The sequence below is a fragment of the Pseudomonas sp. LB1P83 genome (assembly GCF_054897885.1).
The window spans coordinates 25,068-49,957 of the sequence record NZ_CM142709.1 but is presented as its reverse complement, the minus strand read 5'-3'; the positions used below and the strand labels follow the sequence as shown (position 1 = coordinate 49,957).

At 59.9% G+C, this 24,890-nt stretch carries 20 protein-coding genes; 15 read left to right on the top strand and 5 right to left on the bottom strand.

The annotated features are described in order from the left end of the window. Positions 1–41: 41 nt before the first annotated feature. From ACYZTY_RS00205 to ACYZTY_RS00150, 12 genes are all read left to right on the top strand, one after another. Positions 42–620 (top strand): outer membrane lipoprotein carrier protein LolA, encoded by a 579-nt coding sequence (locus ACYZTY_RS00205; RefSeq protein WP_461959422.1) that lies wholly within the window; start codon positions 42–44, stop codon positions 618–620. Further along, complete coding sequence (locus ACYZTY_RS00200; protein WP_461956810.1) at positions 604–2,943, top strand: MMPL family transporter; 2,340 nt, start codon at positions 604–606, stop codon at positions 2,941–2,943. Before ACYZTY_RS00205 ends, ACYZTY_RS00200 begins: the two co-directional genes overlap by 17 nt. Then, on the top strand, positions 2,940–4,100 hold the full coding sequence (locus ACYZTY_RS00195) for a sodium:proton antiporter (RefSeq protein ID WP_461956809.1): 1,161 nt from the start codon (positions 2,940–2,942) through the stop codon (positions 4,098–4,100). Before ACYZTY_RS00200 ends, ACYZTY_RS00195 begins: the two co-directional genes overlap by 4 nt. Beyond that, positions 4,087–5,334, top strand: coding sequence for an NAD(P)/FAD-dependent oxidoreductase (locus tag ACYZTY_RS00190; protein WP_461956808.1), 1,248 nt, complete (start codon positions 4,087–4,089; stop codon positions 5,332–5,334). Before ACYZTY_RS00195 ends, ACYZTY_RS00190 begins: the two co-directional genes overlap by 14 nt. Before the next feature lie 49 nt (positions 5,335–5,383). Next, the gene (locus ACYZTY_RS00185) at positions 5,384–5,866 is read left to right on the top strand and encodes a hypothetical protein (protein WP_461956807.1); all 483 of its coding nucleotides are present in this window, start codon (positions 5,384–5,386) and stop codon (positions 5,864–5,866) included. Continuing rightward, complete coding sequence (locus ACYZTY_RS00180; RefSeq protein WP_461956806.1) at positions 5,863–7,059, top strand: beta-ketoacyl-[acyl-carrier-protein] synthase family protein; 1,197 nt, start codon at positions 5,863–5,865, stop codon at positions 7,057–7,059. The genes ACYZTY_RS00185 and ACYZTY_RS00180 overlap by 4 nt, the downstream gene beginning before the upstream one ends. Then, entirely contained in the window at positions 7,056–7,520 is a 465-nt protein-coding gene (locus ACYZTY_RS00175) for a hotdog family protein (RefSeq protein WP_461956805.1), read from the top strand. The genes ACYZTY_RS00180 and ACYZTY_RS00175 overlap by 4 nt, the downstream gene beginning before the upstream one ends. Continuing rightward, a complete protein-coding gene (fabG, locus tag ACYZTY_RS00170) occupies positions 7,513–8,241 on the top strand; it encodes a 3-oxoacyl-ACP reductase FabG (protein WP_461956804.1) in 729 nt (242 codons plus the stop codon). The genes ACYZTY_RS00175 and fabG overlap by 8 nt, the downstream gene beginning before the upstream one ends. Continuing rightward, positions 8,241–9,467, top strand: coding sequence for a beta-ketoacyl-ACP synthase (locus ACYZTY_RS00165; RefSeq protein WP_461956803.1), 1,227 nt, complete (start codon positions 8,241–8,243; stop codon positions 9,465–9,467). Before fabG ends, ACYZTY_RS00165 begins: the two co-directional genes overlap by 1 nt. Positions 9,468–9,496: 29 nt before the next feature. Then, positions 9,497–9,943: an excinuclease gene (locus tag ACYZTY_RS00160; protein ID WP_461956802.1), complete on the top strand. Its 447-nt coding sequence runs from the start codon at positions 9,497–9,499 to the stop codon at positions 9,941–9,943. A 339-nt stretch (positions 9,944–10,282) separates the two neighbouring features. Then, positions 10,283–11,104 (top strand): hypothetical protein, encoded by an 822-nt coding sequence (locus tag ACYZTY_RS00155; protein ID WP_461956801.1) that lies wholly within the window; start codon positions 10,283–10,285, stop codon positions 11,102–11,104. Positions 11,105–12,010: 906 nt separating this feature from the next. Then, a complete protein-coding gene (locus ACYZTY_RS00150) occupies positions 12,011–12,532 on the top strand; it encodes a hypothetical protein (RefSeq protein ID WP_461956800.1) in 522 nt (173 codons plus the stop codon). An 83-nt stretch (positions 12,533–12,615) separates the two neighbouring features. On the opposite strand, the gene ACYZTY_RS00145 is transcribed toward ACYZTY_RS00150, so the two are convergent. Together ACYZTY_RS00145 and ACYZTY_RS00140 are read right to left on the bottom strand one after the other, a co-directional pair. Beyond that, positions 12,616–13,059 (bottom strand): DUF2846 domain-containing protein, encoded by a 444-nt coding sequence (locus tag ACYZTY_RS00145; protein ID WP_461956799.1) that lies wholly within the window; start codon positions 13,057–13,059, stop codon positions 12,616–12,618. A gap of 92 nt (positions 13,060–13,151) precedes the next feature. Then, complete coding sequence (locus tag ACYZTY_RS00140) at positions 13,152–14,045, bottom strand: LysR family transcriptional regulator (RefSeq protein ID WP_461956798.1); 894 nt, start codon at positions 14,043–14,045, stop codon at positions 13,152–13,154. A gap of 166 nt (positions 14,046–14,211) precedes the next feature. On the opposite strand from ACYZTY_RS00140, the gene ACYZTY_RS00135 reads away from it, so the two are divergent. The 3 genes from ACYZTY_RS00135 to ACYZTY_RS00125 all read left to right on the top strand — a co-directional run bounded on the left by ACYZTY_RS00135 (position 14,212) and on the right by ACYZTY_RS00125 (position 17,430). Then, positions 14,212–15,441 (top strand): MFS transporter, encoded by a 1,230-nt coding sequence (locus ACYZTY_RS00135; RefSeq protein WP_461959421.1) that lies wholly within the window; start codon positions 14,212–14,214, stop codon positions 15,439–15,441. 79 nt (positions 15,442–15,520) lie between these two features. Next, the gene (locus ACYZTY_RS00130) at positions 15,521–16,792 is read left to right on the top strand and encodes an AAA family ATPase (protein WP_461956797.1); all 1,272 of its coding nucleotides are present in this window, start codon (positions 15,521–15,523) and stop codon (positions 16,790–16,792) included. Next, the gene (locus ACYZTY_RS00125) at positions 16,789–17,430 is read left to right on the top strand and encodes a retron system putative HNH endonuclease (RefSeq protein WP_461956796.1); all 642 of its coding nucleotides are present in this window, start codon (positions 16,789–16,791) and stop codon (positions 17,428–17,430) included. Before ACYZTY_RS00130 ends, ACYZTY_RS00125 begins: the two co-directional genes overlap by 4 nt. Before the next feature lie 53 nt (positions 17,431–17,483). Here the strand turns inward: ACYZTY_RS00125 and hemE are convergent, their stop codons facing one another. From hemE to gltB, 3 genes are all read right to left on the bottom strand, one after another. Further along, on the bottom strand, positions 17,484–18,551 hold the full coding sequence (hemE, locus tag ACYZTY_RS00120; RefSeq protein WP_131061449.1) for a uroporphyrinogen decarboxylase: 1,068 nt from the start codon (positions 18,549–18,551) through the stop codon (positions 17,484–17,486). A gap of 187 nt (positions 18,552–18,738) precedes the next feature. Beyond that, a complete protein-coding gene (locus ACYZTY_RS00115; protein WP_461956795.1) occupies positions 18,739–20,157 on the bottom strand; it encodes an FAD-dependent oxidoreductase in 1,419 nt (472 codons plus the stop codon). Between the two features lie 126 nt (positions 20,158–20,283). After that, positions 20,284–24,729 (bottom strand): glutamate synthase large subunit, encoded by a 4,446-nt coding sequence (gene gltB, locus ACYZTY_RS00110; RefSeq protein WP_461956794.1) that lies wholly within the window; start codon positions 24,727–24,729, stop codon positions 20,284–20,286. Positions 24,730–24,890 lie beyond the last annotated feature (161 nt).

Genomic DNA, 24,890 nt, shown 5'->3' with positions numbered 1-24,890 from the left:
TTCGCCGCCGGACGCAGCCTCGCGGGCTCGGCAGCTGCTACATGTTCGTGGTGGCGCTGGGGTTTTCTTCGTTGGCGCAGGCGTTTGATTTGCAACAGCTCAGCGATCAGTTGGCCAAACCTGACGTAATTCACGGCAATTTCATTCAGGAAAAACATCTGCGTGCGCTGCCTAAACCTCTGACCAGCAAGGGCACGTTCGTCCTCGCGAAAAACCACGGTTTGCTGTGGTTGCTGAAAACGCCGCTGCAACAGGATTACCGCATCAGCGCCAAAGGCATAGCCCGACGGGACGCCAATGGCTGGCAAATGCTCCCGAGCAAGAGCGCCGGCGCCGAGCAGAACCGTTTGTTCCTGGCCGTGCTGCAAGGTGACAGCAGCGGGTTGCAACGGGACTTTGAATTGTCCCTGAGCGGCGACGCTCAGAACTGGAAACTGACGCTTATCCCGCGCTCATTGCTGCTCAAGCAAGTGTTCAACCAGATCAACATCACCGGCAGCGAATTGGTGCACAGCATCGAACTGCTGGAAACCCAGGGCGACAGCACCCTTTTGCGCATGCAGGACAGCACCAGCGCCCAACCGTTGAGCGACACGGAGCAACATGACTTTGCCGAGTGAACGCAGGCTTCCGTGGCTGTTTCTGATCCTGCTGCTGGCGGTGCTCGCGCTCGCCGGTTGGCAATGGCGCAATGGCGCACCGCTGTCGGCCAACCTGATGGACCTGGTGCCGGGCACGGCGCCGGACGCGCTGGAACTGCGCGCCGAACAACGCATGCAAGAACCGCTGAACCGCGAAATGCTGGTGCTGGTTGGCCATAAGGATCGCCCGCAAGCCGTCGCCATGGCGCAGAAACTGGGCGAGCAATGGCAGGCCAGCGGTTTGTTCGAGAAGGTTCAGTGGAACCTCCAAGCCGACTTGCCGGCGCTGCGCACGCAACTGCTGCAAGGCAGGCTGGCGATGCTCTCGGCGATGGATCGGCAGCAGCTGATCGAGCATCCCGACGTCTTCATCCAGCAGCGCGTGCAAGCGCTGTTCGATCCGTTTACCGGTTTCAGCCTGGTACCGAGCCAGGATGACTGGCTGGGCCTGACCGGGCGCATCCAGAACAGCCAGCCGCAACACGGCGCCGTGCAACTGGACATCGGCAGTGGAGCGCTGGTCGCCGATGCGGACGGCAAGAGTTGGGTGTTGCTGCGGGCAAAAACCACGGGCAACGCCTTCGACATGAGCCTGCCGCTGCAAGTGGCCGACCTGCTAGAACACAGCCGCGAAGAAGCCGCTCAGGTCGACGTACAACTGCTCGCCGCCAGCGGTTTGCTTTATGCGGCCAACGGTCAGCAACAAGCCACCCGCGAGATGACGTGGGTCGGTGGTGGCGCCACCGTGGGCATTCTGTTGCTGCTGTTGCTGGCCTTCCGGCGCTGGCGTGTCTTGCTCGCTTTCGTTCCAGTGTTGGTGGGCATGCTGTTTGGTGCCGTGGCGTGCGTGGCGCTGTTCGGTCACATGCATGTGATGACGTTGGTGCTGGGTTCGAGCCTGATCGGCGTGGCCGTCGATTACCCGCTGCATTACCTGTCGAAAAGCTGGAGCATGAAACCCTGGAACAGCTGGCCGGCATTACGCTTGACCCTGCCGGGCCTGACGCTGAGCCTGATCACCAGTTGCATCGGCTACCTGGCCCTGGCCTGGACACCGTTCCCGGCCCTGACCCAGATTGCCGTGTTCTCCGCCGCCGGCCTGCTCGGCGCCTACTTGTCTGCGGTGTGCCTGTTGCCAGCGCTGCTCAAGGGCGTGAACCTGCGACCGGCGCACTGGCCGCTGCGTGTCTGCGAGTGCTTGCTGAACCTGCGTGAAGCGCTGCTCAAACACGTGAGCACGCCGGTGTTGCTGGCGCTGCTGATTGCCTTCTGCGTCGGCGGTCTGTTGCAGCTCGAGAGCAAAAACGATATCCGCCAGTGGATCGGCGCTCCCCAGCAATTGACCGACGAAGCCCAGGCCATTGCGCGCATCACCGGTTATCAGCCGACCAGTCAGTTTTTCCTGGTGCGTGCGGCCAATCAGCAGGAACTGCTCGAACGCCAGACCGCGCTGAGCGAGCGGCTGGATCAGTTGGTCAACCTGGAAAAACTCAAGGGTTACCTGTCGCTGAATCAACTGGTCAGCCAACCGAGCGATCAGCGCAAAGTGCGCGACGCATTGAGCAAGTTGCCGCAGTTCTGGCAGCCCTTGCTCGACCTCGGCGTACCGGCAGAAGCACTGCAGGCCGAGCTCGCGACGTTGCAGGCGCTGCCCGTCGAAGACATCGACGCATCGCTGGTCGGTCCGCTGGCGGAACCTTATCGCGCCCTGTGGCTGGGGCCGACCGATGACGGCGTAGCGGCAATGGTCAGCCTGCAAGGCCTGAACAATCCTGCGCTGTTGCGGGTTCAGGCGCTGGACTTGCCGGGCGTTGAACTGGTCGACCGTCTCGGTGAATTGAACAGTGTTTTCGCCGCGACTCAGATCAGCGCGGCGGAGCTGAAACTCGCCTCCTGCGTGTTGATCGTGCTGGTGCTGATCCTGCCCTTTGGCTTCGGTGGTGCGTTGCGCATTGTTTCGCTGCCCTTGCTCGCCGCCCTGTGCAGCCTCGCCAGCCTTGGCTGGATGGGCCAACCGCTGACGCTATTCAGCCTGTTCGGCCTGCTGCTGGTGACGGCGATCAGCGTCGATTACGCGATCCTCATGCGCGAACAGGTCGGCGGCGCCGCCGTGAGCCTGCTGGGCACCTTGCTGGCCGCAGTGACCACATGGCTGTCATTCGGTTTGCTGGCGGTGTCCAGCACGCCGGCGGTGAGCAACTTCGGTCTGTCGGTGAGCCTCGGCCTGGCCTTCAGCTTCATCCTTGCACCGTGGGCCGGACGCCAGGTGCATGCCGCCACCGTCGCGGAGCCCGCAGCATGATGATCGCCTTGTTTTGGCTGATGGCCCTGGCGATGTTCGCCGTAGCCACCCGCGTGGGTCGGCACTTCGGGCTGATCCCGATCGTCAGCCAGTTGCTGCTGGCGACTTTCGGTCTGCCGCTGCTGATGTACTTCTGGATCGAACCGGGCTGGCAACTCAGCGGCGCCGAACTGATCTCGCCAGTGTGGCTGAAAAACCTCTACAGCCTCGCTTTTGCCTTGTTGCTGGGGCACATTCTGAGCGACGTGATCGACCTGCGGCTGGATCGCCAGAGCCTGAAAATCGCCCTGCCGAGTTTCTGCATTCCGTTCGCCTGCGGGCTCGTCACGTCGGTCTGGCTGTTGCCGCCGCAACCGTGGATCAGTTCGCTGGCGGTCGGTCTGGTGTTCGCCATCACCGCTATTCCGGTGTTGTTTTTGTACCTGCGCCACATCAATTACCCGCCGGACGCCACCCGGCGCCTGGTGCAAACCGCGATTCTCATCGACCTGACGTGCTGGACGCTCTTCGGCTTCGCTCAGGGCAGCCTGCACCTGAGCAGTCTGTTGCTGCCGCTGGTTGGCGCCTGTCTGCCGGTGCTGTTGCGCCTGTTGGGTATGCGTCAACGGTTGCTGCACAGCGGCTGCTTCTTCGCGCTGTTGGTAGTCGCCGAACACTTCAAGCTCAACGCACTGATTTTCGGCATCGGTTATCTGCTGTGCATGGCCGCGCTGAAAGTGCCGCTGGTGTTGCCGTTGCCGGCGATCTGGATGAGCCGCTTACAGACGTGGATCGCCATTCCGCTGATCCTCACCTTCGGCATCGTGCAGATCAATGTCCACGCCGCCATGGCCAGCCTCGGCTGGGTGCAATTGGCGGCGCTGCTGCTGTTGCCGATTGCCAGCAAACTGCTGGGCAACTGGCTCGGCCTTGGCTGGGCGGGTGCATCGTTTGAAGGCGCCAGTCGCTGGCGCGAAAGCCTGCTGCTGAACATTCGCGGCTTGAGTGAGATCGTCTTTCTCAACCTGTTGCTGCAACAACAACTCATCAGCCCGGCGCTGTACTTCGCGTTGATGGTGATGGGCCTGATCGCCACACTGCTGCCGGCACTCGCCGGCATGCACACCCCCCCTTTGAATATCGCCGCCCCGGCAAGGAGCCCCCGTGCCAACAGTTGAAATGGAACGTCGCCAGGTCGTCGTCATTGGCGCGGGTCCTTCGGGCGCCATTGCCGCCGCGCTGCTCAAGCGCAAAGGTCACGACGTGCTTATGATCGAACGCCAGCACTTCCCACGATTTTCAATCGGTGAAAGCCTGTTGTCGCACTGCCTGGATTTCGTCGAAGAAGCCGGCATGCTCGATGCCGTGAACGCCGCTGGGTTCCAGCTGAAAAACGGCGCTGCGTTCGCCTGGGGCGAGCACTACAGCGCCTTTGATTTCGGCGACACGTTCAGCAACGGCAAGCCAACTACCTTCCAGGTCCAGCGCGCCGATTTCGACAAACTGCTGGCCGATCAGGCTGCGCTGCAAGGCGTGGAAGTGCGCTATGGCGAAGCCATCGTCAGCGCCGATTTCAACCTGCCGAAACCGCAGCTCGATGTGCTGCGCGAAGATGGCAGCCAGTACCGTGTCGAAGCTGATTTCGTGCTCGATGCCAGCGGCTACGGTCGCGTGCTGCCACGTCTGCTGGACCTTGAAGCACCGTCGAATTTCCCGTTGCGCCAGGCGGTGTTTACGCACATCGAAGACCATATCGACAGCCCGACCTTCGAGCGGGAAAAAATCCTCATCACCACCCATCCGACCCACCGCGACATCTGGTTCTGGACCATCCCGTTCAGTAATGGCCGGTGCTCGGTGGGCGTGGTTGCGGCCGCCGAACACTTCGAAGGCCGCATGGAGGATCTGGACGAGAGCCTGCGCGGCTTCATCGCTGAAACTCCGAGTCTGGCCGGCGTCCTGAAAAATGCCGTGTGGGACACCCCGGCGCGGACCATCGGCGGCTACTCGGCCAACGTCAAAACCTTGCACGGCCCGGGCTTTGCGCTGCTCGGCAACGCCGCGGAATTCCTCGACCCGGTGTTCTCCTCCGGCGTGACCATCGCCATGCGTTCGGCCAGCATGGCCGCCGGGGTTTTGCATCGGCAGCTGCAAGGTGAAAGCGTCGACTGGCAGACCGAGTTCGCCACACCGCTCAAGCGCGGCGTAGACACGTTCCGCTGCTACGTCGAAGGCTGGTACGCCGGGACCTTCCAGGATGTGATTTACCATCCGGGCAGCTCAGCGGATATCCGCCGTATGATCAGTGCGATCCTCGCCGGTTATGCCTGGGACGAGCGTAATCCGTTCGTCAGCGAACCCAAGCGGCGGCTGCGCGTATTGTCGGAGCTCTGTGCAAGGGATGTCACATGAGTGACTTGAACGCCTGTTCGCGGCGCAACCCCCTTGAAGGTAATGCCTGATGATCCGTTTCCTGCTCCTGGGTTGCCTGCTGTTGCTGAGCGCTTGCGCCAGCCAGGCGCCGCTGCCCGAGCACCCCCCGAACCTGTCGTTGCCCCTGCAATTGCACATCCAGCGCCTGGTGGCCGAGCAACGTCAGGACTGGGTGTTGGTGATCCAGCGCGAAGGCCCTGGCATTCGCTGGTCGATGATGGACTTGCTGGGCATTCCGCAGGCACGCCAGAAACTGATCGATGGCCAGTGGCAGGCCGACGGCCTGTTACCGCCCAACCCGGAAGCCCGGGAGCTGTTCGCGGCCTTGCTGTTTGCACTGACGCCCAAGGATGAACTGTCGGGCAACTACCCCACCGCCTGGCAGCATGGCAAACAACGAACCCTGCCATCGCACTGGGAAGTCCGTTACTCACAACCGATGAGCTTTGAATTGAACCTGCCCAAAGGTCCCCGGTATCAAGTCACGCCCCTGAGCGGGGACACGCCATGACCGCCTACCTGAACGCCCTCGGGGTGATTTGCGCCCTGGGTCGCGACAAACAGGAAGTCGCCCGCAACCTGTTTGCCGGCGATTGTTCAGGCATGCGCAGCGAGTCCGGCTGGGTGCCGGAGCGGTCGCTGCCGGTGGCGGCGGTGCGTGGCGAACTGGCGCCGATCCCGGCACGACTGGCCGAGCAAAGCAGCCGCAACAACCAATTGCTGCTGGAAGCCGCGCTGCAAATTCGCGACGACATCGATTTGGCGATCAAGGCTTACGGCCGTGATCGAATCGGTGTGATTCTGGGCACCAGCACTTCGGGCATCGATGAGGCCAGCCGTGGCCTGGCCCATTACATCCGCGAACATGAATTCCCCGCCGACTACGACTATCAGCAGCAGGAACTCGGCGCGCCGGCCAACTTCCTCGCCGACTGGCTGCAATTGAGCGGCCCGGCTTACGTGATCTCAACTGCCTGCACCTCCAGCGCCCGGGCGCTGATGAGTGCTCAGCGCCTGCTGGATCTGGGGCTCTGCGACGCGGTCTTGTGCGGCGGCGTCGACAGTTTGTGCAAACTGACGCTCAACGGCTTTTCGGCACTGGAAGCGGTGTCCGAGCAGCGCTGCAATCCGTTTTCGGTCAACCGCAACGGGATCAATATCGGCGAAGCCGCCGTGTTGTTTCTGATGAGTAAAAAGGTGGGCGACAGCCAACCGATTGCCCTGCTCGGCAGCGGCGCCAGTTCCGATGCGCACCATATCTCGGCGCCGGAACCGACCGGCCGTGGTGCCCTGCAAGCGATGAGCAAAGCCCTCAACCGCGCGAACTTGCAGCCCGAACAAATCGGCTACCTGAACCTGCACGGCACCGCGACCCAACACAACGATGCGATGGAAAGCCTGGCGGTCTCGGCCGTGTTCCCGCACGGCGTGCCCTGCTCGTCCACCAAGCCAATGACCGGTCATACGCTCGGCGCGGCCGGCGCCCTGGAAGCGGCGTTCTGCTGGTTGAGCCTGAGCGCGAACAATCGGAAAAACCTCTTGCCACCTCACGTCTGGGACGGTCAGCCCGACCCCGACTTGCCAGCCTTGCAGTGGGTGACCCCGACCGATCGCCTGACGTCCATTGCACCCCGCCATCTGATGAGCAATTCCTTTGCCTTCGGTGGCAACAACGTCAGCCTGATTATCGGAGACGCCCCATGATTGACTGGCCGCTCGCCGAACTGCTGCCGCACGCTGGCGACATGATCCTCATCGATCAGATCCTGGCGTTCGATGACGAGCAGATTCACACCCGCCTTACCGTCAAACCCGGTGGTCTGTTCAACCGTCCCGACGGCAGCCTGCCGGCGTGGGTCGGCATCGAACTGATGGCCCAGAGTGTCGCCGCCTACGCGGGTTGCCATGCGCGCCAGCGCGGTGATGCGGTGGAGCTGGGGTTCCTGCTTGGCACCCGTAAATTCGAATGCAACGTGGAGCACTTCCCCGCAAGCACCGAGCTGACCATCCACGGCATACGCTCGCTGGAAGATGACAACGGAATGGGCGTGTTCGAATGCCACATCAACGCCCCCGGCATTCACGCCACCGCCCGCCTGAACGTGTTCCGTCCGCCTCAGGCCGCTCAATACCTTCATGAATCCCAAGGAGCCAGCCATGACTGAATCCGTACTGGTCACCGGTTCCAGCCGTGGCATCGGCCGCGCCATCGCGTTGCGTCTGGCTCAGGCCGGGCATGACATCGTGCTGCATTGCCGCAACGGTCTGGCCGACGCCATCACCGTTCAAGGCGAAATCCAGGCGCTGGGGCGCAACGCTCGAATTTTGCAGTTCGACGTATCCGACCGCGCCAGCTGCAAAGCCATCCTCGAAGCCGATGTGGAAGCTCACGGCGCCTATTACGGCGTGGTGCTGAACGCCGGCCTGACGCGTGACGGTGCTTTTCCGGCGCTGAGCGAGGATGATTGGGATGTGGTGATGCGCACCAACCTCGACGGTTTCTACAACGTGCTGCACCCGGTGATGATGCCGATGATTCGGCGCCGTGCAGCCGGGCGGATTGTCTGCATCACTTCGGTTTCCGGGTTGATCGGCAATCGTGGCCAGGTCAACTACAGCGCCTCCAAGGCCGGTTTGATCGGCGCGGCGAAAGCGTTGGCGATCGAACTGGGCAAGCGCAAAATCACCGTCAACTGTGTCGCCCCCGGCCTGATCGACACGGCGATGCTCGATGAAAACGTGCCGGTGGAAGAACTGATGAAACTGATCCCCGCACAACGCATGGGCACCCCGGAAGAGGTGGCCAGCGCCGTGAATTTCCTGATGTCGGCGGAAGCGTCGTACATCACCCGGCAGGTTCTGGCCGTCAACGGAGGCCTGTGCTGATGAAGCGCGTCGTCGTCACCGGCATGGCCGGCATCACCTCACTGGGCAGCGATTGGGACACCATCGCCGGCCACTTCGCGGCCAACCGCAGCGGCATTCGCCGGATGGACGAGTGGGATCGGTTCACCGAACTCAACACGCGTCTGGCCGGGCCCATCGACGACTTCAAAGTCCCGAGCCACTGGACCCGCAAGCAACTGCGCAGCATGGGCCGGGTCTCGCGCCTGGCCGTCGGCGCGTCGGAGCAGGCGCTGGCCGATGCCGGGCTGTTGGGTAACCCGATCATCAAGGACGGGCGCATGGGCGTCGCCTGCGGCTCGTCCACCGGCAGCACCGATGAGATCAAGGCATTCGGCAACATGCTGCTCAACTCGGTGGCCGAGGGCCTGAACGCCAACTCCTACGTGCGAATGATGCCGCATACAACCGCGGCCAATATCAGCATCTTCTTCGGCCTCACCGGCCGGCTGATCCCGACGTCCAGCGCCTGCACCAGCGGCAGCCAGGGCATCGGCTACGCCTACGAATCCATCAAGTTCGGCCGCTTGCCGCTGATGCTCGCCGGCGGCGCCGAAGAGCTCTGCCCGACCGAAGCCATGGTGTTCGACGCGCTCTACGCCACCAGCCTGAAAAACGATGCTCCGCAAACCAGCCCGCGCCCATACGACAAAGACCGCGATGGCCTGGTGATCGGTGAAGGCGGCGGCATGCTGGTGCTTGAAGAGCTCGAACATGCGTTGGCACGCGGCGCGCACATCCATGCCGAGCTCGTCGGTTTCGGCAGCAACGCCGACGGCCAGCACACCACCCGCCCAGAGCAGGTCACCATGCGCCGGGCCATGGAACTGGCGCTGGAAGACGCCGGGCTGCAACCGTCAGACATCGGCTACGTAAACGGTCACGGCACGGCTACAGAACAGGGCGACATTGCCGAAACACTGGCTACCAGTGCGTTGTTCGGCGAGCACATGCCGATCAGCTCGCAGAAGAGCTTCCTCGGTCACACCCTGGGCGCCTGCGGTGCACTGGAGTCCTGGTTCTGCATCGAAATGATGAACCGCGACCTGTACGTGCACACGTTCAACCTCGACGAGGTCGATCCGCATTGCGGCAAGCTCGACTACCTGCGCGGCGAGTTCCGCCAGATGAGCAACGAGTACGTGATGAACAACAATTTCGCGTTTGGTGGCGTCAACACCTCGTTGATTTTCCGTCGCTGGTCGTAACCGAATTATTCAGGGTCAAGGAGACCTCCATGCACTTCAAGAAACTCGCTGCCGCCGCCATCCTGCTGATCTGCGCCCTCCCGGCCGTCAGCCAGGCCCGCGACACCCCGGTGTACCTGCCCCTCGACAAAGCTGTCGCCGAAGCCACCCGCACCGGCAAAATCGACGGCAGCGTGAAGTTCTACCTCGCCGGCAACACGCCTGCCGGTAACGTCACCGTCGTCAGCCCCGGCGCCGTGACCAACAAGAAAACCAACGCCTTCAACAAGACCGACGCCGTGGCCTGCGAATGGGTCGCGCAATCGGCAATTATCAGCCTGCACCAGGCGGCGAAAAGCGCCGGCGCGAATGCGGTGACCAACATTGTCAGCTTCTACAAGAGCAATGAGCGCAAAGACGCCACGACCTATGAATGCCACGCAGGGGCGATCATGGCGGGTGTTGCGTTGAAAGGGGATTTGGTGAAGGTTCAGTAAGAACTGTCAGCCAGCCCCAGACCGGAATGCACAACGCATTCTCTGTAGGCGCTGCCGAAGGCAGCGATCTTTTGACTTTGATTCTCTAAAGGGAAGATCAAAAGATCGCAGGCTCCGACAGGGTCAGGCTGCGAAGCAGTCGTAAAGTCAGACGATGCGGTGTTTCAGATGGACCGCAAACCCGGGTTATACGACTGCTACCCGGCCGAACGCGCTGACGAGTTCGGGCAAAATGCGCAACGAACACGTGATGAACAACACATTCGCTTTGGGTGGCGTCAACACCTCGTTGATTGTCCGTCGCTGGCACTGATCTGAAAAACGTTTGGAGTGAAGGGAATGACTCGGTTTCAGCGCATCGGCGCAATGTTCACCATGGTCGTTGTGCTGAGCGGCTGCATCGGCAGCCCGGTGTACACCGCCAAGGAAAACTTTCCCGGCGACAAGGACATGACCGACAACCGCATGAGCCGCGCCATCGTTACTGCGCTGATTGAACGCCAATGGGTCGTGCAGTCGGCCCGACCGGGCATGATCAAAGCGGCAATCACGGTGCGCGACCGACACCACGCCGAAATCGACATCCCTTACACATCCACCTCGTTTGAAATGGACTACCGCGACAGCCGCGGCCTGGACTACAAGAACGGCAGGATCCACGACACCTACAACCGCTGGATCAACTACCTGCGCGGCGACGTGGTCATGCAACTGTCCTCCGACCCGGACGTGGATCAGGTCATCGCGTTACAAGGTGCCTACGAACCGACCTACCAGGATTTCCAGGAAGGCATAAAACGCGCCACAAAAATCGGCCTGCTGGACGGCAGCGTCAAGTTCTACCTGGCGGGAGAAACGCTGCCGACACAGGTGCGCAAGCTGAATGCGGTGAGCAGCAGCCGAAGAGCCGACGACGAAGACAAATCCGCTGAAGACGCCTGCTACTGGGCATTGCAATCGACCTTGGCGACCTTGCAGAGCAAGGCCAAAAAGGCCGGCGCCAACGCCGTGATCAACATCGCGGGCATCAGCAAGCGCGACCTCAGTCAGGACACCGGGAAATACCAGTGCAGCGACGATGAGGAGACCCCGGGGCTAGAGGCGCTTAAGACGGTGGTGTCCGGGGTGGCATTGCGCGGGGATCTGGTACGCGTCGACTGAGGCGAGTACCACGAGAACGACAAAGGGCGCCTTTCGGCGCCCCTTCACAAACAGGTCGGCTTGTCATCGCCCTGTACCTGTCCGGCTCTGCGATGGCTGGTTGCCCAGGATCCTCAGAGTCTCACAAGCCCCTTTCGGGAACACCGTTGGTATCGTTCAAAAGCCTATCCCTGCTGCGAGAACGCGTAATTACCCCAAGTGCTTTCGCGATAAATCCCGAATCACTTCCCGCGGCTTCCATGCAAACGCCTAGATATTCAGCCCTGTCCGCTTCTGTCTTTAGGTGGTCGGCGGAGTCCCAGCGAGTGAAATGTTCGATCATGGCTTTCATTTCTGCTGGCATTTCGCGGTAATCCTCACATCCCGAAATCTCGGTTCACAGGCACTGACATAAGTTACTGGCGACCTCCAAAGCACACCAGTCGGCGAGTTCTCACGCAAGCGTGGGCAACGACGCAAGTTCATGTAGTCCTGTGGGCAAGCGCAAAACACAGGACAGCGGAGTACCTCACTTCGGAAACGTCCCACAGCAAAAATTTCAGCGTCGCGCTACGGTCAATGCCCCGGCCACTCACCGCCGATTTTGAGAGTACTGCACACTCAAGCGCGAGCATGCTCCGTCGCGACAACGCCCCCTCTATCTCAGTTCACGGGCTATTCAGGTGGTTCGTGGTTACCCGGGGAGCCCATCGACGCAGAACACAGCAAAACCCGGAAGATTTTTCTACAAGGAGCAGGATGCATGTTGAAACCCGTAATCCCCTTGGTCTTGTCAGCGGCCGTCTGTAGCGCGCAGGCGGATGTTTAAGTCCAGGTGTTGCCGATACCCGAGCAATTGAAGAGTCTGAAGCCGGTCATGGTGCGGAAAGCAGCTTAGAGGAACGCAAGCGGCTCGCCAAAATCGACATGATGATCCGGCGCTTCAATCTGAAAAAGGACGAGAAGTTCATCTGCACAGGTGAAAAAGGCCCTGGCCCATCCATGGGTCTTTTGGATGTCGTTTATAAGGCTTATCCAGAAGAAGCGCAGTTGATGGTAGTTAAACTCGACATACAGAAGGGGGATGCGCGTGTCTATCCTGTTAGTCCGCAGGATATCCAGCCTTATACGAGTTTCGCAGCGAGCCCTCACGATGCCAGGGTTGCCAGCGTTATATTGAGTCCCGACGCATCAGCGGCCCGATCCAAAGCCTATTTCAAAGACGGGTATGACACTTATCAGTCATCTCGGGTCAAACTTGCACGAAAAATTGTGGCGAGTAGTGCCTGTGAGACCGTAACGGGTGTCGATTTCTACAGTTTTAATGGAGATGTGTTCACTGCGTTCTGTGGAAACGGCATGACATTCAGTCAAACCCCGGCAGAAATTGAAGCGGAGCAGCCAATAGATCCCGTTATAAAAAAATGGGTGGTCATGCGGCCGCAGTGATTTCAGGGCAACACTGCCTCACGCATGCGCGGGGTTCAATGAACGGACAACCCCCACACTCCGCGCGGGGGCTGTCGACACGCTTACTGAGCTTGAATCAACTTGCTCTCAGCAACACCCGCGCGGCCGGTCTTGTCGTCGACGACTTGCAGGTTGTTGCGGGCCTTAATGAAGCCGACCTTCACTTCCTGCCAGACAAAGTAATTCTTGCCGGCCTCTGTGGCGAGCTTCAGTTCGGAATCGTTTTCCGCAGAAGATATCAAAGTCTGCTGACCGGCCGGGACGGCCAACATCAGGTAAGACTTGGCCACGGTCTGGCCGACCGGTTTGCCGTTGAGGGTAACCGGCATTTTCACGCCTGCGCCCATGCTCTCGTTGCGATAAACGTAGATGTTGGCTCTGTCCGGGCTTACCTGGAAAGTCTTGGCCTGAGCGTCCTGGGTTTCATCAGCCATTTTTACCGAAGCACAACCGCCAGTCAGCGCCATCATGGCCAGAAGAGCGGTAAACGTTAACTGCTTGAACATCGTGTATCTCCATATTTTGTGATTAATCCAATAACGGTTATCGGCCGACTAGAAAAAAGTCCAAGTGGCGCATCTACAAAAACCTCGAGCCCCTAAGGCGTCAGCTTGCGTGTCAACAACTCCACAAACGCCTTGGCCATCGGCGACTTCTGGTCCTTGCGCTGCACCAGCCACACCGCCGACACCGCTGCCGGATCAAGCAACGGCCGATACACCACGCCGTCAATGCGCATCCGCTGATAGGACGCCGGCAACACCGACACGCCCAACCCCGCTGCCACCAACCCGATAATCGTCATCGCCTCGCCCGCCTCTTGCGCGAAGTGCGGGCTGAAACCGGCATCCCGCGCCAGGCTGAGCAACTGTGCGTACAGACCACTGCCATAACTGCGTGGGAAAAATACGAACGGTTCGAGGGCCAATGCTGACAGGAACAACCCTTCTTCACTGCCATTGACCAGCGGGTGTTTGGAGCTGAGCACCGCCACCAACGGCTCACGCATTAACTCAACGACACTGAGGGAATCCGGCAGCCCGAGTGGTCGCATGATGCCGACCTCGATCGACTCATCAACCAGCGCATCGGCCACTTGGGTGCTGCTCATCTCGCGCAGATTCAAATGCACCGCCGGGAAGCGCTGGCGGAACGAGAAAATCGCCTGGGGAATGGTCGAGTTGAACGGCGCCGATGAAGTGAAACCGATCTTCAGTTCGCCCAACTCACCCAACTGCGCACGCCGGGCGACATCCGCCGCTTTGTCGACCTGCGCCAGCACCAGCCGCGCCTCTTCCAGAAACAGCCGACCGGCTTCGCTGAGCTCGACACGACGATTGGTGCGCTCGAACAGCCGCGCGCCAACCTCTTGCTCCAGCGCCTGGATCTGCTGGCTCAGCGGCGGCTGCGAGATGCCCAATACCTGAGCGGCGCGGCCGAAGTGCAGTTCTTCGGCGACGGCGATGAAGTAGCGCAGGTGACGTAATTCCATGAAAACTCCATTAGGTCGTCAAACCTATCAAACAGGTCGAACAATATATTGGATTGAATCATTAGGCAGCTATATGCTTTTTTCATTGCCTGACCGGCTGCGCCCTCCGAGGTCCGAAGTGAAAACTGCTGTCGCCCCCCTTGCCCATGAAGCTCCGCCCGCTGCGGTGGACGATGTTGTCGCCGAATTGAAAGAGATCTACATCGAAAAAGGCACGCCGATGTTCATGCGCACGGTATTGGCGCTGTTCTCCGGCGGCTTTGCGACTTTCGCCCTGCTCTACTGCGTGCAGCCGATGATGCCACTGCTGTCCCACGAGTACTCGATCAACGCGGCGCAGAGCAGCCTGATCCTGTCGGTGGCAACCGGGATGCTCGCCATCGGCCTGCTGATCACCGGGCCGATTTCCGATCGCGTCGGACGCAAACCGGTAATGGTGGCGGCCTTGTTCGCCGCAGCGCTGTGCACCATGGCCAGCGCGATGATGCCAAGCTGGCAAGGCGTGTTGGTGATGCGCGCGTTGATCGGCTTGTCGTTGAGCGGCCTGGCGGCGGTCGCCATGACCTACCTGAGCGAAGAGATCCACCCGCAACACATCGGTCTGGCAATGGGTTTGTACATCGGCGGCAACGCGATTGGCGGGATGAGCGGCCGCTTGATCACTGGCGTATTGATCGACTTCGTCAGCTGGCACACCGCGATGCTGGTGATTGGCGGTCTGGCGCTGATCGCGGCGACGGTGTTCTGGAAAATTCTCCCCGAATCACGCAACTTCCGCGCCCGCTCGCTGCACCCGCGCAGCCTGCTCGACGGCTTCACCATGCACTTTCGCGATGCCGGGTTGCCGCTGCTGTTCCTTGAGGCCTTTGTGCTGATGGGCGCGTTCGTCACGCTGTTCAACTACATCGGCTATCGCTTGCTGGCCGAGCCGTACCACATGGATCAGGTGTTCGTCGGTCTGCTGTCGGTGGTGTACCTGTCGGGCATCTACAGCTCGGCGAAAATCGGCTCTTTGGCCGATAGACTGGGTCGGCGCAAAGTGCTGTGGGCGACGATCGTGCTGATGCTCGCCGGCCTTGCCCTGACCATGTTCACGCCGCTGCCGGTGGTGATTGTCGGCATGTTGATCTTCACGTTCGGCTTCTTTGGCGCGCATTCGGTGGCAAGTAGCTGGATCGGGCGTCGGGCGGTCAAGGCCAAGGGGCAGGCTTCGTCGCTTTACCTGTTCAGTTACTACGCCGGGTCGAGCATCGCCGGGACGGCGGGCGGAGTGTTCTGGCATTTGGGTGGGTGGAACGGGATCGGGTTGTTTATTGGTGCGTTGCTGGTGATTGCGTTGCTTGTGGCGTTGAAGCTGGCGAAGTTGCCGCCGCTGCCTGGCACCGCACAGGTTTAGCCATAAAACGCGCCCTAGCGGTAATCGCGAGCCAAGGTACACTGACGGCATTCGTCAATCTTGGTAAAGGGAAGCCAGAATGCGCCTGGACCGTCTCCACATTAAGAATTTTCGTTGCTACGAAGATGCCACTTTCGACTTTCAGCCGGGTTTCAATCTGGTGGTGGGGGTCAATGGGAGTGGGAAGACTTCGTTGTTGCAGGCGGTGGCGGTTTCGTTCATCGAATATGCGAACACAATGAAACTGCAACCAATTGGCTTAGCCCAAGAGGATGCTCGCTTTGTCATTAACAAATTTGAAGGTCGTAGTCGCTTCGAACGAAAATTCCCGCTTTTGCTTGAGGGGCAGGGAGAAATTCTAAGGGTAAAGAAGTGGGAAACCACTCAGGCGGGCGAGAATTTCCCACCTCTCGTAAATGATGAATTGGGTCTTGCGACGGATAAAGAGTTAGTAAGATTCGATCTTGGAGAAAAGATCGAGCTGCCTGTACTCGCTTTCTACAGATCCAATCGTCAGTGGAAAGGTGCAAATATTTCAGCTGAGTCTGCAGCCCAGCAAAAAATCTCTCGCCTGGACGGATACACGAACTGGTTTGACGCTGTTACCGACTTAAAAGATTTTGAAAGTTGGCTCATCGGTAAGACGCTAGAACGTATGCAAAATGTGTTGGATGCCAAATCAGCATTATCCAAGTTCGATGACGAACTGGCGTGGGTCAACCAAGCAATCGAGATAGCGCTGCCAAAAACAAAAGATCTTCGTTACGACCTCAGACTTCAAAGCTTGTTGATTGATGTTGAAGGTGAGAAAACCATCCCTTTCAACAATCTCAGTGATGGCCAACGCGGCATGGTCGCTCTCTTCGCCGATATAGCCCGACGCATGTGCATCCTCAACCCGCATATGGGCAAGGACGTTCTGAAAAACACCTCAGGCGTGGTCATCATCGACGAACTGGATATCCACCTTCACCCCGCTTGGCAGCGCAGCATCGTTCCGGCATTGAAAAAAGCATTCCCTAAAGTCCAATTCATCGCTGCCAGTCACTCACCACAAATTATCGGCAGCCTGAAACCCGAAGAAGTTATCGTCCTGAATGATGGAGATCCATCTCATCCTCGGGTCACCTACGGTCTCGACTCAAGTCGTGTACTTGAGGAAGTTATGGACGTCGCCCAACGCGAGCCGGAGATTGAAGCTCTGCTTTCGGAGCTGTTTTCAACTCTAGAAGATAACGACACTGAAAAGGCCAAATTGCTGCTTCAGACGCTCAAAACAAAAGCTCCAGATCTGCCCGAATTCCTGAGAGCCGAAGCATTGTTAAGGCGTAAGGAGATTATTGGCCGATGAAGCGAGTGATCAAAGGAACTGAGCCTGCTTCATTTATCCAGTGGAAAGCGTTAGCAAGTGAGGAGTGGAAGCCTTCCTACTCAATTCTCCGCAATCCTGAGAAACGAGTCCTACACGAGAGCCTGCTTCGCGAACAAGGTTATGTGTGTTGCTATTGCGGAAACAAAATCAGTTTGCAATCCAGCCATATAGAGCATTTTCGCCCCCAAAACCCCTTCGACCATTTGGACCTGGAGTACACCAATCTCCACGCTTCCTGCCAAGGTGAGACAGAAGAACCAAAGCCCGCCCACTGTGGGCACAACAAGGCGAACAGATTTTCCGAAGACTCTCACATATCGCCTTTAGAAGAAGACTGTGAGAGCCAATTCAGATTTACGCTGATTGGCCAAATAGAAAGCGCAAACGCCGAGACACCGGCCAAGAACATGATCGACATACTCGCCCTGGACATCAGCTTTCTTAATAATCGCCGCAAGGAGAAATTGGAGGGCATCTTCGATGACGACTTCCTGGCTGACTTTTCCGTAGAAGAACTCGACGCAATCATCCAGCGATATCGTCATCCGCGAAACGGCCAACATGACGCCTTCGACCACATCATCGCCCGCTACGCCGAACAACTCCTCGGCCGCTAAAAAAACATAAAAAAACGCCCAGCATTAGCCGGGCGTTTTTTATTGGGCGACGATCACTCGTGATACTGCGCCGACAGCTCATGCACCGCACGCAGGAACGCGCCTGCATGTTCCGGATCAACTTCCGGCGTGATGCCATGGCCGAGGTTGAACACGTGGCCGCTGCCCTTGCCATAGCTGGCGAGAATCCGGCCGACTTCGGTGCGAATGGCTTCTGGCTTGGCGTAGAGCACGGTCGGGTCCATGTTGCCTTGCAGGGCGACTTTGCTGCCGACGCGGTCACGGGCGCTGCCGATGTCGCAGGTCCAGTCCAGGCCGAGGGCATCGGCACCGGCGTCGGCGATGCTTTCCAGCCACAGGCCGCCGTTCTTGGTGAACAGGATGACCGGCACTTTGCGGCCTTCGTGCTCGCGGATCAGGCCACTGACGATTTTTTTCATGTAGGCCAGGGAGAATTCCTGGTACGCCGCCGCCGAAAGGCTGCCGCCCCAGCTGTCGAAGATCTGCACCGCTTGCGCCCCGGCCATGATCTGGCCATTGAGGTAGCTGGTGACCGTCTGCGCGAGCTTGTCCAGGAGCAGGTGCAAGGCTTGCGGGTTGTCGTAGAGCATGGTTTTGGTCTTGCGGTAGTCTTTCGACGAGCCGCCTTCGACCATGTAGGTGGCCAGGGTCCATGGGCTGCCGGCGAAGCCGATCAGCGGCACACGGCCGTTCAGTTCGCGGCGGATGGTGCTGACCGCGTCCATGACGTAGCCGAGGTCTTTGTGCGGATCAGGAATCGGCAGGGCTTCGATGTCGGCCAGGGTGCTGACGACTTTCTTGAAGCGCGGACCTTCACCGGTTTCGAAGTACAGGCCTTGGCCCATCGCATCGGGGATGGTCAGGATGTCGGAAAACAGGATCGCCGCGTCCAGTTGTGGATAGCGGTCGAGCGGCTGCATCGTGACTTCGCAAGCGAACTCCGGGTTCATGCACAGGCTCATGAAGTCGCCGGCCTTGGCACGGCTGGCGCGGTATTCCGGCAGGTAGCGACCGGCCTGACGCATCATCCAGACAGGCGTGACGTCTACGGGTTGCTTGAGCAGGGCGCGAAGGAAACGGTCGTTCTTCAGGGCAGTCATGTCGGCATCCGGAAAAAAAGTGCGGGCATTTTCTCAGAGCGCGACGCAAAAGGCACGGCAAGAGCCGTGCCTTTTGTCTATCGGGTCAATTTGTCGCAGAAGAACAGCTGCAAGTTTCAAGCTGCAAGCCGCAAGCGCTGTGGCTTTAAGCTTGCAGCTAATAGCTTGAAGCTTGAAGCTGGCGTCGTCAGACGCCCAGGTAATCCAGGATCCCTTCGGCGGCGTTGCGGCCTTCGAAGATCGCCGTCACCACCAGGTCAGAACCACGAACCATATCGCCACCGGCGAAGATTTTCGGGTTGCTGGTCTGGTGCTTGTACTGGCCTTGTTCCGGAGCCACAACGCGGCCCTGGCTGTCGGTCTGGATGCTGTGCTGTTCGAACCACGGTGCCGGGCTTGGACGGAAACCGAACGCGATGACCACGGCGTCGGCCGGGATGATCTCTTCGGAGCCCGGGATCGGCTCGGGGCTACGACGGCCACGGGCGTCCGGCTCGCCGAGACGGGTCTCGACCACTTTCACGCCTTCAACCTTGTCCTCACCAACGATGGCGATCGGCTGGCGGTTGTAGAGGAATTTCACGCCTTCTTCCTTGGCGTTTTTCACCTCTTTGCGCGAGCCCGGCATGTTCGCTTCGTCACGACGATAGGCGCAGGTCACCGACTTGGCGCCCTGGCGAATCGACGTACGGTTGCAGTCCATCGCCGTATCGCCGCCGCCCAGTACCACGACCTTTTTGCCTTTCATGTCGACGAAATCTTCCGGCGACTTTTCAAAGCCCAGGTTGCGGTTGACGTTGGCGATCAGGAAGTCCAGCGCGTCATGCACGCCCGGCAAGTCCTCACCGGCAAAGCCGCCCTTCATGTAGGTGTAGGTGCCCATGCCCATGAACACGGCATCGTATTCTTCGAGCAGTTGCTCGACGGTCACGTCCTTGCCCACTTCGGTGTTCAGGCGGAACTCGATGCCCATGCCGGTGAAGACTTCGCGACGATTGCTCAGCACGGTCTTTTCCAGCTTGAACTCCGGGATACCGAAGGTCAGCAGACCGCCGATCTCCGGGTTCTTGTCGAACACCACCGGAGTCACGCCGCCACGTACCAGCACATCGGCACAACCCAGGCCAGCAGGGCCCGCGCCGATGATGGCAACACGCTTGCCGGTCGGTATGACCTTGGACATGTCCGGACGCCAGCCCATGGCGAACGCGGTGTCGGTGATGTACTTCTCGACCGAACCGATGGTCACCGCACCGAAGCCGTCGTTAAGGGTGCAGGCACCCTCGCACAGACGATCCTGCGGGCACACCCGGCCGCACACTTCCGGCAGGGTGTTGGTCTGGTGCGACAGCTCGGCGGCCTGGAGGATGTTGCCCTCGGCCACCAGTTTCAGCCAGTTCGGAATGAAGTTGTGCACCGGGCACTTCCATTCGCAATACGGGTTACCGCAACCCAGGCAGCGGTGGGCCTGATCGGCCGAATGCTGGGGTTTGAAGGGTTCGTAGATCTCCACGAACTCTTTCTTGCGTTGACGCAACAGTTTCTTCTTCGGATCTTTGCGCCCGACGTCGATGAACTGGAAGTCGTTATTGAGACGTTCGGCCATCTTCAAAACCTCTTACACGACAGCTTCAAGCTACAAGCTTCAAGCTGCAAGACAATCACGGTGGCAGGCACAACGCGCACTGCTGTTAACTTGCGGCTTGGAGCTTGCCGCTTGCTGCTGCGTCGTTTATTGCGGACTCGCACGAGTACTGGAGAGCAAAGATTTCAAGCTCGCCGCTTTCGGTTTGACGAGCCAGAAACGACGCAGATAGTCGTCGAGGTTTTCAGCGAGGTTACGGCCCCACTCGCTGTCGGTTTCCTCGACGTATTCGTTCAGCACGCGTTGCAGGTGGCTGCGATAGGCTTCCATCGCCTCACCGCTGATCCGCTGGATTTCCACCAGTTCGTGGTTGACCCGGTCAACGAAGCTGTTGTCCTGGTCGAGCACGTAGGCGAAACCGCCGGTCATGCCTGAGCCGAAGTTATAACCGGTCTTGCCCAAGACGCAGACGAAACCACCGGTCATGTACTCGCAGCAGTGATCGCCGGTGCCTTCCACTACCGTGTGAGCACCGGAGTTACGCACGGCAAAACGCTCGCCCGCGGTACCGGCGGCGAACAGCTTGCCGCCCGTGGCGCCGTACAGGCAGGTGTTACCAATGATGGCACTGTCCTGAGTTTTGTAGACGCTGCCCTTCGGCGGAACGATGACCAGCTTGCCGCCGGTCATGCCTTTGCCGACGTAGTCGTTGGCGTCGCCTTCCAGGTACATGTTCAGGCCGCCGGCGTTCCACACGCCGAAGCTCTGACCGGCCGTCCCTTTGAAGCGGAAGGTGATCGGCGCGTTCGCCATGCCTTGGTTGCCGTGCTTGCGAGCGATTTCACCGGAGATCCGCGCGCCGATCGAACGGTCGCAGTTGCAGATATCCAGGGCGAAATCGGCGCCGCTCATGTCGTTGATGGCCGAGGTGGCCATATCGACCATTTTCTCGGCCAGCAGGCCTTTGTCGAACGGCGGGTTGCGGTCGACCTGGCAGAACTGAGGCTTGTCTGCCGGAATGTGGTCGCTGCCGAGCAACGGGGTCAGGTCCAGGTGTTGCTGCTTGGCGGTCTGGCCTTCGAGGATGTCCAGCAGATCGGTACGGCCGATCAGTTCCTCGAGGGAGCGCACGCCCAGCTTGGCCAGCCACTCACGGGTTTCTTCGGCGACGTAGGTGAAGAAATTCACCACCATGTCGACGGTGCCGATGTAGTGATCCTTGCGCAGCTTTTCGTTCTGAGTCGCGACGCCGGTGGCGCAGTTGTTCAGGTGGCAGATGCGCAGGTATTTGCAGCCCAGCGCGATCATTGGCGCGGTGCCGAAGCCGAAGCTTTCAGCGCCGAGGATGGCAGCCTTGATCACGTCGAGGCCGGTTTTCAGACCGCCGTCGGTTTGTACCCGCACTTTGCCGCGCAGGTCGTTGCCGCGCAGGGTCTGGTGGGTTTCGGCCAGGCCGAGTTCCCACGGAGCGCCCGCGTATTTGATCGACGTCAGCGGCGATGCACCGGTGCCGCCGTCGTAGCCGGAGATGGTGATCAAGTCCGCATAGGCCTTGGCCACACCGGCGGCGATGGTGCCGACGCCTGCTTCTGCTACCAGCTTCACCGAGACCAAGGCCTTCGGGTTGACTTGTTTCAGATCGAAAATCAGCTGCGACAAGTCTTCGATCGAATAGATGTCGTGGTGCGGCGGTGGCGAAATCAGGGTCACGCCCGGCACTGCGTATCGCAGCTTGGCGATCAGACCGTTGACCTTGCCACCTGGCAGCTGACCACCTTCGCCGGGCTTGGCGCCCTGGGCGACTTTGATCTGCAGCACTTCAGCGTTGACCAGGTATTCCGGGGTCACACCGAAACGGCCCGTCGCAACCTGTTTGATTTTCGAGCTCTTGATGGTGCCGTAGCGCGCCGGATCTTCGCCGCCTTCGCCGGAGTTGGAACGCGCACCGAGGCGGTTCATGGCTTCGGCCAGGGCTTCGTGAGCTTCCGGCGACAGCGCACCGAGGGAGATGCCGGCGGAGTCGAAGCGCTTGAGCACCGATTCCAGCGGTTCGATCTCGCTGATGTCCAGCGGCGTGTCCAGGGTTTTTACCTTGAACAGATCGCGGATCATCGACACCGGACGGTTGTCCACCAGCGCCGTGTATTCCTTGAACTTGCTGTAGTCGCCCTGCTGCACAGCGGCCTGCAGGGTGTTGACCACGTCAGGGTTGTACGCGTGATATTCGCCACCGTGGACGAACTTCAGCAAACCACCTTGCTGGATCGGCTTGCGCGGGCTCCAGGCTTCGGCGGCCAGGGCTTTCTGCTCGGCTTCGATGTCGACGAAACGCGCACCCTTGATGCGGCTCGGCACACCACGGAAGCTCAGTTCGCAGACTTCTTCGGACAGGCCGATGGCTTCGAACAGTTGTGCACCGCGATACGAGGTGATGGTCGAGATGCCCATCTTCGACAGGATCTTCAGCAGACCTTTGGTGATGCCTTTGCGGTAGTTCTTGAACACCTCATAGAGGTCGCCCAGCACTTCACCGGTACGGATCAGGTCGCCCAGCACTTCGTAGGCCAGGAACGGATAGACCGCCGAGGCGCCGAAACCGATCAGCACCGCAAAGTGATGCGGGTCGCGAGCGGTGGCGGTTTCCACGAGGATGTTGGAATCGCAACGCAGGCCTTTTTCGGTCAGGCGGTGGTGCACCGCGCCGGTAGCGAGCGAAGCGTGGATCGGCAACTTGCCGGGGGCAATGTGACGGTCACTCAGCACAACCTGGGTGCGACCGGAACGCACGGCTTCTTCAGCCTGATCGGCGACGTTGCGGATGGCCGCTTCGAGGCCGACGCTTTCGTCGTAGTTGAGGTCGATGATCGCGCGCTCGAAGCCCGGGCGATCGAGGTTCATCAGCGAACGCCACTTGGCCGGGGAAATGACCGGCGAGCTGAGGATCACGCGCGAGGCGTGTTCCGGCGACTCCTGGAAGATGTTGCGCTCGGCACCGAGGCAGATCTCCAGCGACATGACGATGGCTTCACGCAGCGGGTCGATCGGCGGGTTGGTGACCTGTGCGAACTGCTGGCGGAAATAGTCGTACGGCGTGCGCACGCGCTGGGACAGCACGGCCATCGGCGTATCGTCGCCCATCGAGCCGACGGCTTCGTAGCCTTGCTCGCCGAGCGGACGCAGCACCTGATCACGCTCTTCGAACGTGACCTGGTACATCTTCATGTACTGCTTGAGCTGATCGACGTCGTAGAACGCCGAACCGTGGTCGTTGTCTTCCATGGTCGCCTGGATGCGCAGGGCGTTCTTGCGCAGCCATTGCTTGTACGGATGACGGGACTTCAAGCGGTTGTCGATGGCGTCGGTGTCGAGGATCTGACCGGTTTCGGTGTCCACGGCAAAGATCTGACCCGGCCCGACGCGACCCTTGGCGATCACGTCTTCAGGCTGGTAGTTCCAGACACCGATTTCCGAAGCCAGGGTGATGAAACCGTTTTTGGTGGTGACCCAACGCGCCGGACGCAGACCGTTACGGTCGAGCAGGCACACCGCGTAACGACCGTCGGTCATTACCACGCCGGCCGGGCCGTCCCACGGTTCCATGTGCATCGAGTTGTATTCGTAGAACGCACGCAGATCCGGGTCCATGGTTTCGACGTTCTGCCACGCAGGCGGAATGATCATCCGCACGCCACGGAATAGGTCGATGCCACCGGTGACCATCAGCTCAAGCATGTTGTCCATGCTGGAGGAGTCTGAACCGACGCGGTTGACCAACGGGCCGAGTTCTTCCAGGTCCATCAGGTCGTTGGTGAACTTGGTGCGACGGGCCACGGCCCAGTTGCGGTTGCCGGTGATGGTGTTGATCTCGCCGTTGTGCGCCAGGAAGCGGAACGGTTGAGCCAGCGGCCATTTCGGCAAGGTGTTGGTGGAGAAGCGCTGGTGGAACACGCAAATCGAGGTTTGCAGGCGCTGGTCGCTGAGGTCTGGGTAGAAGGCGGACAGATCCGCCGGCATCATCAGGCCTTTATAAATAATGGTCTTGTGCGAAAAGCTGCAGATGTAGTGATCGGTGTCGGCGGCGTTGGCCACGGACGAACGACGACGGGAGGTGAACAGCTTGATCGCCATGTCCTGATCGCTCAGGCCTTCACCGCCGATGTACACCTGTTCGATCTGCGGCAGGCGCTCCAGGGCCAGACGGCCGAGGACGCTGGTGTCGATCGGCACTTTGCGCCAGCCGACGAGTTGCAGGCCAGCAGCGAGGATCTCGCGGTTCATGTTCTCGCGAGCGGCTTCGGCTTTGACCGGGTCCTGGTTGAAAAAGACCATGCCCACGGCATATTGCTTGGGCAGTTCGACGCCGAAGGTTTCCTGGGCGATCGCTCTCAGGAACACATCCGGCTTTTGAATCAGCAAGCCGCAACCGTCACCGGTCTTGCCGTCGGCGTTGATCCCACCGCGGTGGGTCATGCAGGTCAGGGCCTCGATGGCCGTTTGCAAAAGGGTATGACTGGGCTCGCCCTGCATATGGGCTATCAGGCCGAAACCGCAGTTATCCTTGAATTCATCTGGTTGGTACAGACCTGCTTTCATAGACACTTTCTCACCAGGCTGCCTCTTTCCGAGGCAAATTTCTTTTCAATTCAACCACTTGCGATCCGCGCCGAACGTACGCCGGCTTAGCGGGGGCAAAAGGGTGGTCATTGTACACAGCGTCACAGAGGCCCACAAATTTGACGACGAAATGTCGCAAA